We start from the raw sequence: 15115 nt of genomic DNA on the forward strand, positions 1-15115 counted from the left end.
CAGGAGAACCACATGCAACTGCGCGAGAGTGCCGCACAGCGCGAGCTGCGCAAGGAGTTGCGCAGGTACTTCTCGGGCCTGATGCCCGAGGAGGAGCGCCGCCGGGTCGGCGAGGAGGGCGTCGGCGGGGACCGCTTCCGCGAGGTGGTCAAACGGCTCGGCTCCGACGGCTGGCTCGGCATCGGCTGGCCGAAGGAGTACGGGGGCCAGGGCCGCTCGATCGAGGAACAGTACGTGTTCTTCGACGAGGTCCAGCGGGCCGGTCTCCCGTTCCCGTTCGTCACCGTGAACACGGTCGGCCCCACGCTCATGGCGTACGGGTCGCAAGAGCACAAGGAACGCTTCCTGCCGGGCATCCTCTCCGGCGAAATCGTCTTCGCGATCGGCTACACGGAGCCCGAGGCGGGCACGGACCTGGCGTCGCTGACGACGCGGGCCGTCCGTGACGGCGACGGCTTCGTCGTCGACGGCAGCAAGATCTTCACCAGTGGTGCCAACACCGCCGACCACATCTGGCTGGCCGTCCGGACCGACGCCGACGCCCCCAAGCACCAGGGCATCTCGATCCTGGTCGTCCCGACCGACGCCGAGGGGTTCTCCTGGAGCCCCATCCGGACCGTGGGCGGCATGGTCGTCACCGCCACCTACTACAGCGGTGTCCGGGTGCCGGCCACCGAGGTGGTGGGCGAGGTGAACGGCGGCTGGCGGCTGATCACGGCGCAGCTCAACCACGAGCGCATCGGCCTGGCGGCGCTGGGGGGCCGGATGATCCAGCTGTGGGAGCGGGTCCTGGAGTGGGCCAAGGCCAATGGCACCATCGAACTGCCGTGGGTCCGCCAGGAGTTCGCACGCACCTACGCCCGGCTGGAGGCGATGCGGCTGATGAACTGGAAGATGACCGGCGCGGTCGCCCAGGGCACCCTGACCGGGGCCGAGGCCGGGGCGGCAAAGACGTACGGCACCGAGACCCACATCGAGGTACAGCGGAGCCTGACCCAGATCCTGGGAGCGGCGGGACGCATCCGGCCCGAGTCGCCGGGCGCGGTACTGGCCGGACAGGTGGAGCAGCTCTCGCGTCAGGGCATCGTGAACACCTTCGGCGGCGGCGTCAACGAAGTCCTCCGCGACATGGTCGCCACCCAGGGTCTGGGCCTTCCCCGCAAGGGGCGTGGCGCGTGAACGAGGAGTACGAGGAGCAGCTGCGGGCCTTCGTCGGCCGCGAACTGAAGCCGCTCGCCCCGGGCCAGGACCCCGTCAACCGGCCGTTGATCCGGCACTGGGCGGAGGCGATGGGGGACGACAACCCGGTGTACGTCGACGACGAGGCGGCCCGCGCCACGGGACGCGCCGGTGTGGTGGCCCCGGCATCGATGGTCCAGGCGTGGACGATGCGGGGCTACGCCGCCACGACGGCGCCGCCGGGTGGGTCCAGCGGGTTCGACGAGCTGGTCGAGCTGCTGGACGCGGGCGGTTACACCTCCGTGGTGGCGACCGACTCCGAGCTGGAGTTCCTGCGCGAACTGGCGCCGGGGGACCACGTCGGCGTGCAGGAGGTGGTCGAGTCGATCTCACCGGAGAAGCGGACCGGGCTCGGCGTCGGACGGTTCGTCACCACCATGAAGACCTACCGGGACCAGGACGGGCAGCCGGTCGCCACCCAGCGCTGGCGCACCCTGCGGTTCCGTCCGGCGGAGTCGCAGCAGGAGCACGAGCAGAAGCAGAAGCAGAAGCAGGAGCAGAAGCAGGAGCAGAAGCAGGAGGCGGCCGCGGCGTCGCAGCGGGAGCCGGCGGCACTGCGGCCACGGCCCGCCGTCAACCGGGACAACGCCTTCTGGTTCGAGGCGGCCAAGGAGCACCGTCTGCTGATCCAGCGCTGTTTCTCCTGCGCGACCCTGCGCCATCCGCCGGGGCCCTGCTGCCCGCAGTGCAACTCCCTGGACTGGGACACCGTCGAGGCATCGGGGCGCGGGCACGTCTACAGCTTCACGGTGAACCACCACCCGCGGCATCCGGCCTTCGCGTTCCCGATGGTCGTCGCGGTCGTCGAACTGGCCGAGGGAACCCGGCTCATCACCAACCTGGCCGGCATCGCGCCCGAGGACGTGGCCATCGACATGCCCGTCGTCCTCGACTGGCTGGACGCCGACCCCGACCTTTCACTGCCGGTGTTCCGGCCTGTCGCGACGGAGGACCACTAGTGGATTTCTCGCTGGGAGAAGAGCTCGAAGCAGTCCGGGACCTGGCACGTGAGATCTTCACCGACCGGGCCACCCCCGAGCGGCTGCGCGAGATCGAGACGTCCGGGACCCGTGTCGACCGTAAGCTCTGGGCCGACCTGGCCGCTGCCGGGCTGCTCGGCACGGCCCTGCCCGAGGAGGCCGGCGGCGCCGGCCTCGGGACGGCCGCGCTGTGCGTCCTGCTGGCGGAGCAGGGGCGGTGCGTGGCACCTGTCCCGATCTGGCCGGCCGTCGTCGCCGCCCTCGCGGTCGACGCGCACGGCTCCGAGCGGCAGCGCGGTGCGCTCCTGCCGGTCGTGGCCGACGGCACTGCCCGGCCGACGCTCGCGCTGGAGGAGTTCGGCCCGGCCGATCCGCTCGCACCGCTGACGACCGCCACGGCCGACGGGGACGACTGGCGGCTCAGCGGCACCAAGGCCGTGGTGCCCTCGCCCGCGGGCGCCGGGCAGGTGCTCGTCACCGCCACGACCGAAGCGGGCACCGGTCTCTTCCTCGTCGCCGCGGACGCCGCCGGGGTCACCTGGGAGCACGCCGAGACCACCAGCCACGACCTTGCCGGGCAGCTCACGCTCGACGGTGCGCTCGCCGAGGCGGTCGGGGCCCCGGGCACCGGAACCGTGGAGTGGACCGTCGAACGCGCCGCCGTCGCGCTGGCCGCCGTACAGCTCGGGGTCGCCGAGGGCGCGCTGCGGCACGCCGCGGGCTATCTGGGCGAGCGCCGGCAGTTCGGCCGTCCGCTGGCCACCTTCCAGGCCGTGCAGCACCAGCTCGCCGACTGCTGGATCGACATCGAGGCGATGCGGGTGACGCTGTGGCAGGCGGTGACCGCGCTCGACGACGGCGAAGGCGCGGCCCGGGCAGTGCTGGTCGCCAAGTGGTGGGCCACCGAGGGCGGGCTGAACGTCGTCCACCGCGTCCAGCACGTGCACGGCGGCATCGGCGTGGACACCGACTATCCGGTGCACCGCCACTTCCTGTGGGGCAAACAGATCTCGACCACCCTGGGCGGAGCAGGCGCCGACCTCTCCCGGCTCGGCGCGCTCCTGGCCCGCGAGGCGGTGGCCTCATGACGGCACCCGCCGGAAGCACACCACCGGCCACGCGGACGACGTCGGCCACCCGGACGTTCGAAGAGGTGGCCGTCGGCGACACGCTCCCCGAGCTGTCGATCCCGCTGACCCGCACGCTCATCGTCGCCACCGCGCTCGCGAGCCGCGACTACCAGGACGTGCACCACGACCCCGAACTGGCGCGGCAGCGCGGCTCGAAGGACATCTTCATGAACATCCTGACCAGCAACGGGCTGGTCGACCGGTACATCACGGGATGGGCCGGCCCGGCCGCGGTCGTCAAGGCGATCCGGATCCGGCTCGGCGCGCCCAACTATCCCGGCGACACGATGGTGCTCACCGGCACGGTCACGGCCAGGACCGACGAGGACCGCGGACTGGAGATCTCCGTGCGCGGCACCAACAGCCTGGGCACCCATGTCTCCGGCACGGTGACCGTGCAACTGCCGAAGGGGGCGGGGACCCGATGACCGTCAGCGCCCTGACCGGTGCCGCCGCCGTGGTGGGCATCGGGGCCACCGAGTTCTCCAAGTCCTCCGGGCGCAGCGAACTCCAACTGGCCTGCGAGGCCGTGCTCGCCGCCCTCGCCGACGCCGGGCTCAAGCCGTCCGACGTCGACGGCCTGGTCACCTTCACCGCCGAGACCAACTCCGAGATCCACCTGGCCCGCAACACCGGTATGGGGGAGCTGACGTTTTTTTCCCGCATCGGCTACGGCGGCGGCGCCGGCTGCGGCACCGTGCAGCAGGCGGCCATGGCCGTCGCCACGGGCGCCGCGGAGGTGGTCGTCTGTTACCGGGCCTTCAACGAGCGCTCCGGCGAACGGTACGGACTCGGGCAGGCCGACCGGCCGATGGACACCACCGCCGACCGCGCCGCGTACGCCTGGATGACCCCGTTCGGACTGAGCACACCCGCCCAGTGGGTCGCCATGTTCGCCCGCCGGTACATGCACGAATACGGAGCCACCAGCGAGGACTTCGGCCGTGTCGCCGTCGTCGACCGCAAGCACGCCGCGAACAATCCCGCCGCCTGGTTCCACGGGCGGCCCATCACCCTGGAGGATCACCAGAACTCGCGCTGGATCGCCGAACCGCTGCGCCTGCTGGACTGCTGCCAGGAGACCGACGGCGGCCAGGCCCTGGTGGTCGTGTCGGCGGAGCGGGCCCGCGACCTGCCCCACCCGCCCGCGGTGATCCGCGCCGCGGCCCAGGGACTGGGAGCCGACCAGCACATGATGACCAGCTACTACCGGCCGACGATCAGCGGCATCCCGGAAATGGGCCTGGTCGGGCGGCAGTTGTACGCGCAGAGCGGCCTCGGGCCCGAGGACATCGACGCCGCGATCCTGTACGACCACTTCACCCCGCTGGTGCTGCCGCAGCTGGAGGAGCTCGGCTTCTGCGGCACGGGCGAGGCCAAGGACTTCATCGCGGAGGGGAACCTGGAGATCGGCGGCCGGCTGCCGGTGAACACCCACGGCGGTCAGCTCGGCGAGGCCTATCTGCACGGCATGAATGGCATCGCGGAGGGCGTCCGGCTAATCCGCGGCACCTCCGTGAACCAGCCCGACGGCGTCGGTAACGTCCTCGTCACCGCGGGGACCGGGGTACCTACCAGCGGACTCGTCCTGGGAGTCGACCGATGACCAACTCCCCGTGGCGCGGCCGCGATCTCGGCACCCGTACCGTCTCCTACACCGAACGCGACGCGATCCTGTACGCGCTCGCGGTCGGAGCGCGGGCGAGCGACCTCGACCTGGTTTTCGAGGAACGGCTGCGGGTGTTGCCCACGTTCGCGCTGACGCTGGCGCAGTGGGCTCCCGACGCCCTCGGCGCGCTGGGCGCCTTCGACATCAGGACCGCCGTCCACGGAGCCCAGCGGCTGAGGGTGCTGGCGCCGCTGGCGAGAAGCGGCGAGGTGGCGATGACGGCCCGGGTCGCCGAGGTGTGGGACAAGGGTTCCGCCGCCGTCTTCGACGTCGAGGTGGCGAGCGAGTGCTTCGTGGCGACGTGGTCGCTGTTCGCCCCCGGCTGCGGCGGCTTCGGCGGCGACCGGGGTGCCGGCGCCCCGAAACGGCCGGAGAAACCCGCCGACCAGCGGCTGTCCGTGACCACGCACCCCGACCAGGCCGCGCTCTACCGGCTGCTCGGCGACCGGCACCACATGCACATCGACCCCGAGGCCGCCCGGGCCGCGGGCATGCCCCGGCCGTTCCTGCACGGTCTGTGCACGCTCGCCGCGGTCACCCTTCCCGTGGCCGAGACGCTGGGAGCCCACCCGGCCGACGTGGTGGAGCTCGAAGCCCGGTTCGCCGCGCCGGTGTTCCCGGGCGAACGGCTCGACGTCCACGGATGGCAGGACGGCGACGGCCTGCGGTTCGAGACGTCGGCACACGAACGTACGGCGATCTCCGGTGGCCGTATCCGTTTCCGTTCCACCCGCCCGACCGGCGGACCCCCGATCCAGGAGGAAGACCACGATGCTTGAGCCCTCGCAGCGCGCCGAAGCCGCAGACCTGTTGTGGGCGGCGCAGCGGGACCGGGTACCCGTGGCCCCGCTGACCGAGACGTTCCCCGGGATCGACGTGATTGACGCCTACGAGATCCAACTGGCGAACATCCGCAGGCAGTTGGCGACCGGGGTCACCGTGAGCGGCCACAAGGTGGGGCTCTCCTCGAAGGTCATGCAACAGATGATGGGGGTCGACGAGCCGGACTACGGCCATCTGCTCTCGGACATGGTGCTGTCGCAAGAGTCCCCCGTGGACACCGGCCGCTACTGCTTCCCCCGGATCGAGGTCGAGATCGGCTACGTACTCGGCGAGAGCCTCCCCGGTGAGGGGTGCACGGGCGAGGACGTCCTCGCCGCGACGGAGTACGTCGTCGCGAGCATCGAACTCATCGACAGCCGGATCCAGGACTGGAAGATCGGGCTCGCGGATACCATCGCCGACAACGCCTCCTCGGCGGGGGTGATCCTGGGCGCCGCCCGGGTCGCCCCGCGCGAGCTGGACCTCACCGACATCGGTGCCGTGCTGTACCGGGGCGGCGAGGAGATCGCGCGCGGCAACACCAGCGCGGTGCTCGGAGATCCGACCGAGGCCGTCGCCTGGCTGGCCCGCAAGGTGGCGTCGTTCGGCGTCCGACTGGAGGCCGGTCACATCGTTCTGCCCGGCTCCTGCACCCGGGCGGTCGACGTGCGGCCCGGGGACGACTTCCGGGCCGAGTTCGCCGGACTGGGCTCGGTGTCGGTCCGCTTCTCATAGCGACGGTCCCGCTCCACTCAGCGGGACGCCTTGCCGGGCAGAACTAGAATTCATACTAGTTTCGGGCTCTCGGAATGCAGGTCGCACGAGAGGAATGAGGCAGCATGAGCTCGACGAGCAGCCTGGCGGGGCGTACCGCCGTCGTCACCGGCGCCGGCGCCGGCCTGGGCAGGAGCGAGGCGCTGGCGCTCGCGGCCCGGGGCGCCAACGTGGTGGTGAACGACGTGGGGCCGGCCGCCGAGGAGGTCGTCGCGGAGATCAAGGCCCTGGGCCGCGAGGCCGTCGCGGTGACCGGCGACGTCGGCGAATGGTCCATGGGCGACAGTCTGGTGCGGGCCGCGGTGGAGAGCTTCGGCAGCCTGGACATCCTCGTCAACAACGCGGGTGTGCTGCGCGACAAGATGCTCTTCAACCTCACCGAGTCCGACTGGGACGACGTCATCCGCGTCCACCTCAAGGGGCACGCCGCCGTCTCGCGCGCGGCGGCGGCGCACTGGCGGGCGGCCGCCAAGGCGGCCGGCGGCCCCGTCTACGGGCGGGTGGTCAACACCTCCTCCGAGGCGTTCCTCTTCGGGGCCCCGGGCCAGCCGAACTACTCCGCGGCGAAGGCCGGCATCACCGCGCTGACCCTGGCCACCGCCCAAGGGCTGTCCCGTTACGGCGTGCGCGCCAACGCGATCTGTCCGCGTGCCCGCACCGGTATGACGGCGGGCGTCTTCGGCGCCGGAGCCAATGCCGACGACGGGCTGGACATCCTCGCCCCCGAGCGGGTCGGGACGTTCGTGAGCTACCTGGCCTCGCCCGCCGCGGAAGAGATCAACGGGCAGGTGTTCGTCGTCTACGGCGACATGGTGGCCCTGATGGCGGCCCCCACCGTGGAACGGAAGTTCACCGCGGCCGACGGGGCCTTCACCCCGGAGGAGCTCGAGTCCCAGCTGACGCCGTATTTCAGCGGGCGCGACCCGTACCACAACTACGCGGCCTTCAGCGTCGCCCAGCTCGACACCACCGGGGTCGAGAACGTGGCAGCCGCGAACTGACGCCTCGCTGGGCAGCGCGAAGCGGGGGCCGTCCCCGGGAAGGGGACGGCCCCCGCTTCGCGCTGCCCAGCACCGGCGCGCTCCGCACGCACCGGTACGGATCAGCCGGAGCGCGTCTCCAGGGGCGTGGGGCCGGGCGCGAGCAGCAGCTCGCACGCCATGCGCACGTCGGACTCCGCGTCGGCCGCGGAGATCCGCTCGTTGAGCCGCGACTGCAGGACGCCGTACCAGAGCAGCGTCAGCAGCCGGACGCGGGTGAGGTGCTGCTCCGCGGGATGCTCCACCCCCCACGCCTTCAGCATGAGGTCGCGGAAGCCGATGTCGACGCGCGTCACATCGGTGACCGTCGCGGCGCTCGCGGAGTTCGCCGACTGGATCATCGCGGTGGCGAGCGTCGGATGGCGCAACAGGTTGTGAGTGGCACTGGCCAGCGTCTCGAAGACGGCGTCCACCGGAGAGGAGTCGGCGCCGCGCTCGGGCAGCCGTGCGCCGAAGCCTTCGATCTGCTCGGCCATGACCGCCGTGAACAGGTGGGTCTTCGACGGGAAGTAGCGGTAGAGCGTACCGATCGCCACTCCGGCGGCCTTGGCCACCTCATGCATCTGCACCCGGTCCAGATCCTGCTCGGCGGCGAGCTCCGCGGCCGCCCGGAGGATGCGCAGCTGACGCGCCCGCTGACCGGGAGAACTGGGCTCGGCACCTGCCCTGGCCTCGGCGATTCTCGGCACTTCTCCCCCTGACCGGTCGTATACAGGAACGACGTCCGAGGATACGCGGCAAGGGGCGGGGAAGGGTGCTGGACAGTCCCGCTCAGTGCGACCGCGCGCCCACCGCGCACCGACAGCTCCGGGGCACGCGGGGCGCGTTCCGTGCGGCGAAACGGACGCCGGGCCGGTTTCCTCCCGGTGAACGGGACCTCGTTCCCCGGGGAGACGGCACGTCTTCCTACGCTGACCGGCACAGCGACCACCGCGCGGGAGGCACCCATGTCCATTGCCGCAGGCAGCACACCCCCAGCCGAAGAAGGATGGGACGACGAGTGCGACGTCCTCGTGGCCGGTTCGGGAGGCGGCGGCCTGACGGGCGCCTACACGGCCGCGGCCCGTGGGCTGGACACGCTGCTCATCGAGAAGACGCCGCTCTTCGGCGGCACCACCGCCTACTCCGGCGCCTCCCTGTGGCTGCCGGGCAACCAGGCGCAACAGCGGTCCGGACTCGACGACAGCGCGCAGCAGGGGCTCACCTACCTGCGGGCCACGGTCGGCGAGCGCACGAGGGCGTCGCTGCAGGAGTCGTACGTCGGCCACTGCGCGGAGCTGGTCGCCCTCCTGGAGGGCAACCGTCATCTGCGCTTTTGCTACGCGGCGTTCCCGGACTACTACGACGCCCCGGGAAGGTTCGACCTCGGACGCTCCATCGTGCCGGAGGACATCGACGCCGAGGACCTCGGTGACCTGGTGGACGTCCTGCGCCCCTCATGGGCCGCCGACCGCCTGGGCACCGATGTGCCCAGGACCCGCCTGGTGGGCGGACAGGCCCTGGTCGGACGCTTCCTGCTGGCCCTGCGGGAGACGCCGCGGGTGCGGCTGAGCCACAGCACCGCCCTTAACGGACTGATCCAGGAGAACGGCCGGGTCGTCGGCGTCCACGCACTGCGAGACGGCCGCCGGCTGCGTATCCGGGCCCGTGCGGGCGTCATCCTCGCCGCCGGCGGCTTCGAGGGCAGCGACGAACTGCGCCGGACGCACCAGGCTCCCCGGGACGCCCGATGGACCATGGGACCGGTGGGAGCCAACACCGGCGACGCGCTGCGGGCGGGCATCTCGGCCGGCGCGGGCACCGACCTGCTGAGCGAGTGCTGGTGGTGCCCCAGCGTGGTGCTGGACGAATCGTCGGCGGCCTTCACCCTCGGCGCGACGAGCGGCATCTTCGTCAACGCCGAAGGACGCCGGTTCGCCAACGAGTCACTGCCCTACGACCAGATGGGCCGCGCGCTGCTCGCCCAGGAGGCCGCCGGAGTCCAGCTGCCCTGCTACTGGATCTACGACGGCACGACGGAAGGGCTGCCGCCCGGTTTCGTCAGCGCGAACCCCACCGACGCCCGGCCCTACCTGGACAGCGGCGTGTGGAAGAAGGCCGACACCCTGGCCGGCCTGGCGGAGCAGATCGGCGTCCCCGCGGCCGAACTCATCGCGACGGTCGAACGGTTCAACGCGTTCGCGGCGGCGGGCAAGGACGAGGACTTCCACCGCGGGGAAGACGCCTACGACCGCTTCTTCGCGACGGGGGAGGGCCCGAACCCCAGCCTCGTGCCGCTGGAGAAGGGGCCGTTCCACGCCGTTCCCGTCGTCCTGGGCGACCTCGGTACCAAGGGCGGCCTGACCACCGACGACCGGGCCCGGGTGACGACACCCGACGGCGACGTCGTCCCGGGCCTCTACGCGGCGGGCAACACCATGGCGTCCGTGAGCGGCTCGGTCTACCCGGGGCCGGGGGTGCCGATCGGATCGGCGATGGTCTTCGCCTACCTGGCGGCCGAGGACATCGCCCGGCAGCAGACGGACTGACCGGATCGCGGCACCGGCCCGCTGCCGGCCGCGAGCAGCCCCCACCCGAGGAAGATCCCGACCAGTGGGATCGCGACAGCCGCGCCCCCGGTGCCCCGGCCTATCGTCCCGGCACACCGCGTTCCGAAGGACGGCCGTCGCGCCGGGCAGGAAGGAAGCCGATGATCGACAAGAGCGTGTACGGGCCGTGGGCGGTCGTCGCCGGAGGATCCGAGGGCGTGGGGGCCTCCTTCGCGCACCGGCTCGCCGACGCCGGAATCAACCTGGTCCTCGTCGCACGCAAGCCGGGACCGCTGCGGCAGACCGCCGACGAGGTCCGCGCCAAGGGTGTCGAGGTGCGCACCCTCGAACTCGACCTCCTCGACCCCGGCGCACTGGCATCGATCCGCAAGGCGACCGATGACGTCGAGGTCGGACTGCTGATCTTCAACGCGGGCGCCAACAGCTACGGCCACGAGTTCGTGAGCAGCGACCTCGACCGGGTCCAGGGCGTGATCGACCTCAACATCACCGCCCAGCTCGCCCTCTCGCACCACTTCGGCGCGAGCATGAAGGAGCGCGGCCGGGGCGGCATCATGCTCGTCGGCTCGCTCTCCGGCTACCTCGGCCAGGCACAGATCAGCATCTACTCAGCCGCGAAAGCGTTCAGCCGGGTCTTCGCCGAGGGGCTCTGGCTGGAGCTGGAGCCGTACGGCGTGCACGTCCTCGAACTGGTCCTCGGCGTGACCCGCACCCCCGCGATGGAACGGGCCGGCCTGCGCATGGACCTGCCCGGACTGCGGGTGGCCGAACCCGACGACGTCGCGGAGGAGGGCCTGGCCCATCTCGCCGACGGACCCGTGTGGGTCGCCGGCGGCAACCAGGCGGCGGCCGAGAAGCGCAGCGGCTTCCCCCGCGCCGGACTCGTACGCGGCGCCCACGAGGCGTCCCGGCGCCTGCTCCCGAGCTCATGAGGGGCCCGCTGACGATTCCCGGCGCACTGGACCTCGCCGCGACCACCTGTCCGCGGACGGAAGCGGTCGTGGACGACGAGGTGCGGCTGACCTACGCGCAGCTGCGCCACGAGGCCCTGGCGGCCACGAGGTCGTTGCTGGCGCTCGGCGTCCGGCGCGGCGACCGGATCGCCCTGTGGGCGCCCAACAGCCACCGCTGGGTGGTGGCCGCCCTCGCCGTCGCCGGTGCCGGCGCGATCCTGGTACCCGTCAACACGCGGTACAAGGGCGACGAGGCGCGCGGGGTGCTCGAGAAGAGCCGGGCGCGGCTCCTGCTGGTCGAGAACGGCTTCCTGGGCAACGACTACCTGGCCATGCTCGGCGCGGACGCCACCGGGGAGACCCCGGTCCCGGGGCTGCCCGATCTCGTCGACGTGGTCACGCTCGGCGGTCCGGCGGATTCCGCCGCGCGGCCGTGGGCGGCCTTCGTGGAGCTCGGCAGCCGGGTCCCGGAGGACGAGGCGGTCGCCCGGTGGGCGTCCGTACGGCCCGACGACGTGTCGGATCTGCTGTTCACCTCCGGGACGACCGGCAGACCCAAGGGCGTGCTGACGAGCCATCAGCAGAATCTCTCGACCTACCGGGCCTGGTGCGGCCGGACCGGAGTCACCGGCGACGACCGCTACCTGATCATCAACCCGCTGTTCCACTGCTTCGGCTACAAGGCAGGGGTCCTGGCCTGTCTGCTGCAGGGCGCGACGATGGTCCTGCAAGCCGTGTTCGACGTGTCGAAGGCGATGACCGCCATCGAGGCGGAGCGCGTCACCGTCCTGCCGGGCCCGCCCACGATCTACACCTCGATCCTGGACGCGCCGGATCGGACCCGGTACGACCTGAGCTCCCTGCGCCTGGCCGTGACGGGCTCCGCCGTGGTGCCGATCGCCCTGGTGCAGCGGATGAGGGCCGAACTGTTTCCCGTCGTACTCACCGCGTACGGCCTGACCGAGTGCTGCGGCACCGTGACCGCGTGCGCCGTCGAGGACGACGACGAGACCGTGGCCCTGACCGCCGGCCGGCCGATCGACGGCGTGGAACTGGCCGTCGTCGACGGCGAAGGCCGGACCGTGCCCGAGGGACAGGACGGCGAGGTCCTGGTGCGCGGTTACAACGTCATGCTCGGCTACCTCGACGATCCTGGGGCGAGCGCCGGGACCGTCGACCCGGACGGCTGGCTGGCCACCGGTGACGTGGGACGCGTCGACGAGCGCGGCAACCTGACCATCACCGGCCGGTCGAAGGACATGTTCACCGTCGGAGGCTTCAACGTCTACCCGGCGGAGATCGAGCAGGTGCTCAGCCGGCACGACGCCGTCGCCGAGGCCGCGGTCGTCGGCGTCCCGGACGACCGGCTGGGCGAGGTCGGACGGGCCTATGTGACCCTGCGGCCGGGCGCGGACGCCGCAGCCGCCGAGCTGATCGGCTTCTGCCGCGACAGGCTGGCGAACTTCAAGGTCCCGCGCGAGGTCGTCGTGCTCCAGGAGTTCCCGCGCAACGCCTCCGGCAAGGTCCACAAGGCCGGGCTCCAGAGCACATGATGACGCACGGACATGGAGGACTGCACGATGGGCAACGAGGTTCTGGAGTCGGTACGCGCACTGCTCCCCGCGATCGCGGAGCGGGCGCAGACCACCGACGAATCGGGGCAGGTGCCTGAGAAGACGATCCGCGAACTCGTCGACGCCGGCGTCTTGCGGATGCTCCAGCCCCGGCGGTACGGCGGGCTGGAGGGCGACCCGGTGGACTTCTACGAAGTGGTCCGGGCGATCTCCGCCGTCTGCTGCTCGACCGGCTGGGTGGCCTCGGTGCTGGGCGTGCACCCCTGGCAGCTGGCACTGTTCGACCGGCAGGCGCAGGACGAGGTGTGGGGCGAGGACCAGGACACCCTGGTCTCGTCGGCCTACGCGCCCGTGGGCCGGCTGACCCCGGTCGACGGCGGCTACCGGCTCTCCGGCCGGTGGAGTTTCTCCTCCGGCTGCGGGCACGCCGGATGGGCGCTGCTGGGGGCCCTGGTCGTCGGTGCGCAGGGCCGTCCCGTCGACTTCATGACGGTGCTGGTACCTCGCTGCGACTACCGGATCGAGGACGTCTGGGACGTGGTGGGGCTGCGGGGCACCGCCAGCAACGACATCGTCGTGGAGCCGGTGTTCGTCCCGGCCCACCGCGTGATCCGCAACTATGAGCAGGCGCAGCTGAAGGGGCCCGGCCAGAAGGTCAACCCCGGGCCGCTGTACCGGCTGCCGTTCGCGGCCGTCTTCACCAGTGCGATCACCGCTCCGGTCATCGGCGCGGTGGCCAGCGGCTACGACTCGTACATCTCCTTGATGAAGGAGCGGGTCCGGCTCAGCCTGGGCGGCGGCAGGTTCATCGAGGACCCCTTCGCCCAGGTCGCGATCGCGCGGGCGGCCTCCGACCTCGACGCGACGCTGCTGCAGATGGACCGCAACCTGCGCGAGCTGTCCGCCCTGGCGGCGGAGGGGGGAGAGATCCCCGTGGAACTGCGCCTGCGCACGCGCCGGGACCAGGTGCGGGGCACCGAGCGGGCCGTCGCCGCGATGGACCTGCTGTTCAAGACGGCGGGCGGCAACTCGCTGCGCCGGGGCAACCCCATCGAACGCGCCTGGCGGGACGCCCACGCAGGCAGTGTGCACGTGGCCAACGACGTCGAACGGGCGCTGGCGATGTACGGCCGCGGCGCTTTCGGGCTCACCGTCGAGGACAACCTGGTCTGAGCCGACGAGGCGCCGCTGCCGGACTCCGGCGGGGGCGCCTCGTCGCGTCACGGCGAGACGGAATGTCCGGTCACGGCGAGACGGAAAGTCCGGTCACGGCGAGACGGAAAGTCCAGTCACGGCGAGACGGAAAAGGGAAACGGCCGCGCGGCACCCGCGCGGCCGTTTCCGTGCGGGCCCCCGAGGGGCCCGCACACAGACCTCAACCGGCCCGTCCGCCCGGCCTCACCGTGTCTCGCCGGACTTCACGGCGAGATAGCGGGAAGGGAACTCGCCGCCGCCGTGCACCGCCAGGTCCGCGCCGTTGACGTAGGAGGCGAGGCCACCGGCGAGGTACAGACAGGCGCCCGCGACATCCTGCGGGACGGCCATCCGCTCCATCGGGACGACCCGCGCCACCGCGGCCCCGCCGTCCTCGCCGTAGACGGCCGCGGCGCTCTCCGTGCGGATCAGGCCGGTGGTGATGTGGTTGACCCGCACCTTCGGCGCCCACTCCAGGGCCAGTGCCCTGGTCAGGGTGAGCAGACCGGCCTTGGCGGCGGAGTAGGCGGCCGTGCCGGGCTGCGGGTCGTGGGCGGAGACACTGCCGATGTTGATGACCGAGCCACCACCGCTCTGGGTCCGCATGACCCGGTTGGCGGCCTGGGCCACGTAGAACGGGGCCAGCAGATTGAGGGCGACGATCTTCTCGACGAACCGCGGCGAGACCGTGGCCGCTTGGGCGTCGGGAGAGCCGCCCGCGTTGTTCACGAGGACGTCCAGCCGGCCGAAGCGGTCCACGGTGCCGTCGACGAGCCGCGCCGCCGCCGCGGGGTCGCGGACATCGGCCGGGAGGAACACGGCGTGCCGGCTGTTCGCGCCGGGCAGCGACCCCGGCTCGTCGCGGCCGCAGACGACCACATCCGCGCCCGCGCCGAGGAACGCCTCGGCGATCGCCGCACCGATGCCCTTGGTACCCCCGGTGACCACCACGACTCGTCCGGTGAAGTCCATCGGGTTGTTTCTGTCCATGTTCCCGCCTTCTGTCAGGCTCCGGTCGGTCTTAGACCGACCGGCAAATGGGGGGCGGCGTCGCGGGGCCGGGCACGCGCATCTGCGGCGTTGTCGTCAATCACCAACGCTCCTTCCCCAAGCTCTCGGCTTCGCTCGAGCAGGGGAGACCCCATCTGCCTCAATCCTCCGCCTTGCAGCTGCACGCACCCAGCCCCGCTC

Annotated in this window: 14 protein-coding genes; 12 read left to right on the forward strand and 2 right to left on the reverse strand. The window is 71.7% G+C overall.

Translation table 11 applies throughout. The features are described from left to right. Positions 1–12: 12 nt before the first annotated feature. The 8 genes from OH735_RS33785 (at position 13) to OH735_RS33820 (ending at position 7615) form a co-directional block, all read left to right on the forward strand. Positions 13–1179 carry an acyl-CoA dehydrogenase family protein gene (locus OH735_RS33785; RefSeq protein WP_406385446.1) on the forward strand — a complete coding sequence of 389 codons (1167 nt, stop codon included), beginning with the start codon at positions 13–15 and terminating at the stop codon, positions 1177–1179. Next, positions 1176–2198, forward strand: a complete 1023-nt coding sequence (locus tag OH735_RS33790) for a bifunctional MaoC family dehydratase N-terminal/OB-fold nucleic acid binding domain-containing protein (RefSeq protein ID WP_406385447.1) — start codon at positions 1176–1178, stop codon at positions 2196–2198. The genes OH735_RS33785 and OH735_RS33790 overlap by 4 nt, the downstream gene beginning before the upstream one ends. Beyond that, positions 2198–3307 carry an acyl-CoA dehydrogenase family protein gene (locus OH735_RS33795; RefSeq protein ID WP_406385448.1) on the forward strand — a complete coding sequence of 370 codons (1110 nt, stop codon included), beginning with the start codon at positions 2198–2200 and terminating at the stop codon, positions 3305–3307. The genes OH735_RS33790 and OH735_RS33795 overlap by 1 nt, the downstream gene beginning before the upstream one ends. After that, positions 3304–3777, forward strand: coding sequence for a MaoC family dehydratase (locus OH735_RS33800; protein WP_406385449.1), 474 nt, complete (start codon positions 3304–3306; stop codon positions 3775–3777). The genes OH735_RS33795 and OH735_RS33800 overlap by 4 nt, the downstream gene beginning before the upstream one ends. Continuing rightward, positions 3774–4955, forward strand: coding sequence for a lipid-transfer protein (locus OH735_RS33805; protein ID WP_406385450.1), 1182 nt, complete (start codon positions 3774–3776; stop codon positions 4953–4955). The genes OH735_RS33800 and OH735_RS33805 overlap by 4 nt, the downstream gene beginning before the upstream one ends. Beyond that, positions 4952–5797 (forward strand): MaoC/PaaZ C-terminal domain-containing protein, encoded by an 846-nt coding sequence (locus OH735_RS33810; RefSeq protein WP_406385451.1) that lies wholly within the window; start codon positions 4952–4954, stop codon positions 5795–5797. The genes OH735_RS33805 and OH735_RS33810 overlap by 4 nt, the downstream gene beginning before the upstream one ends. After that, complete coding sequence (locus tag OH735_RS33815; protein WP_406385452.1) at positions 5790–6575, forward strand: 2-keto-4-pentenoate hydratase; 786 nt, start codon at positions 5790–5792, stop codon at positions 6573–6575. Before OH735_RS33810 ends, OH735_RS33815 begins: the two co-directional genes overlap by 8 nt. A gap of 104 nt (positions 6576–6679) precedes the next feature. Further along, positions 6680–7615: a 3-oxoacyl-ACP reductase gene (locus tag OH735_RS33820; RefSeq protein ID WP_406385453.1), complete on the forward strand. Its 936-nt coding sequence runs from the start codon at positions 6680–6682 to the stop codon at positions 7613–7615. A 101-nt stretch (positions 7616–7716) separates the two neighbouring features. On the opposite strand, the gene OH735_RS33825 is transcribed toward OH735_RS33820, so the two are convergent. Continuing rightward, complete coding sequence (locus tag OH735_RS33825; RefSeq protein ID WP_406385454.1) at positions 7717–8343, reverse strand: TetR family transcriptional regulator; 627 nt, start codon at positions 8341–8343, stop codon at positions 7717–7719. A gap of 258 nt (positions 8344–8601) precedes the next feature. On the opposite strand from OH735_RS33825, the gene OH735_RS33830 reads away from it, so the two are divergent. The 4 genes from OH735_RS33830 (at position 8602) to hsaA (ending at position 13903) form a co-directional block, all read left to right on the forward strand. Further along, positions 8602–10182, forward strand: a complete 1581-nt coding sequence (locus OH735_RS33830) for an FAD-binding protein (RefSeq protein ID WP_406385455.1) — start codon at positions 8602–8604, stop codon at positions 10180–10182. A 161-nt stretch (positions 10183–10343) separates the two neighbouring features. After that, on the forward strand, positions 10344–11135 hold the full coding sequence (locus OH735_RS33835) for an SDR family NAD(P)-dependent oxidoreductase (protein ID WP_406385456.1): 792 nt from the start codon (positions 10344–10346) through the stop codon (positions 11133–11135). Then, positions 11132–12709 carry a FadD3 family acyl-CoA ligase gene (locus OH735_RS33840; RefSeq protein WP_406385457.1) on the forward strand — a complete coding sequence of 526 codons (1578 nt, stop codon included), beginning with the start codon at positions 11132–11134 and terminating at the stop codon, positions 12707–12709. The genes OH735_RS33835 and OH735_RS33840 overlap by 4 nt, the downstream gene beginning before the upstream one ends. A 27-nt stretch (positions 12710–12736) precedes the next feature. Continuing rightward, entirely contained in the window at positions 12737–13903 is a 1167-nt protein-coding gene (gene hsaA, locus OH735_RS33845; protein ID WP_406385458.1) for a 3-hydroxy-9,10-secoandrosta-1,3,5(10)-triene-9,17-dione monooxygenase oxygenase subunit, read from the forward strand. A gap of 225 nt (positions 13904–14128) precedes the next feature. Here hsaA and OH735_RS33850 read toward each other — a convergent pair whose 3' ends face one another. Continuing rightward, complete coding sequence (locus OH735_RS33850; RefSeq protein WP_406385459.1) at positions 14129–14914, reverse strand: SDR family oxidoreductase; 786 nt, start codon at positions 14912–14914, stop codon at positions 14129–14131. Positions 14915–15115: the final 201 nt, after the last annotated feature.

Source organism: Streptomyces sp. NBC_01618 (assembly GCF_045209435.1).
In the GTDB taxonomy this organism is placed as follows: Bacteria; Actinomycetota; Actinomycetes; order Streptomycetales; family Streptomycetaceae; genus Streptomyces.

Coding starts and splice junctions, on each gene's coding strand:
- OH735_RS33850 (WP_406385459.1), bottom strand. CDS start 14,914: ATGGACAGAAACAACCCGATGGACTTCACCGGACGAGTCGTGGTGGTC.
- hsaA (WP_406385458.1), top strand. CDS start 12,737: ATGGGCAACGAGGTTCTGGAGTCGGTACGCGCACTGCTCCCCGCGATC.
- OH735_RS33830 (WP_406385455.1), top strand. CDS start 8,602: ATGTCCATTGCCGCAGGCAGCACACCCCCAGCCGAAGAAGGATGGGAC.
- OH735_RS33805 (WP_406385450.1), top strand. CDS start 3,774: ATGACCGTCAGCGCCCTGACCGGTGCCGCCGCCGTGGTGGGCATCGGG.
- OH735_RS33810 (WP_406385451.1), top strand. CDS start 4,952: ATGACCAACTCCCCGTGGCGCGGCCGCGATCTCGGCACCCGTACCGTC.
- OH735_RS33840 (WP_406385457.1), top strand. CDS start 11,132: ATGAGGGGCCCGCTGACGATTCCCGGCGCACTGGACCTCGCCGCGACC.
- OH735_RS33815 (WP_406385452.1), top strand. CDS start 5,790: ATGCTTGAGCCCTCGCAGCGCGCCGAAGCCGCAGACCTGTTGTGGGCG.
- OH735_RS33820 (WP_406385453.1), top strand. CDS start 6,680: ATGAGCTCGACGAGCAGCCTGGCGGGGCGTACCGCCGTCGTCACCGGC.
- OH735_RS33785 (WP_406385446.1), top strand. CDS start 13: ATGCAACTGCGCGAGAGTGCCGCACAGCGCGAGCTGCGCAAGGAGTTG.
- OH735_RS33835 (WP_406385456.1), top strand. CDS start 10,344: ATGATCGACAAGAGCGTGTACGGGCCGTGGGCGGTCGTCGCCGGAGGA.
- OH735_RS33800 (WP_406385449.1), top strand. CDS start 3,304: ATGACGGCACCCGCCGGAAGCACACCACCGGCCACGCGGACGACGTCG.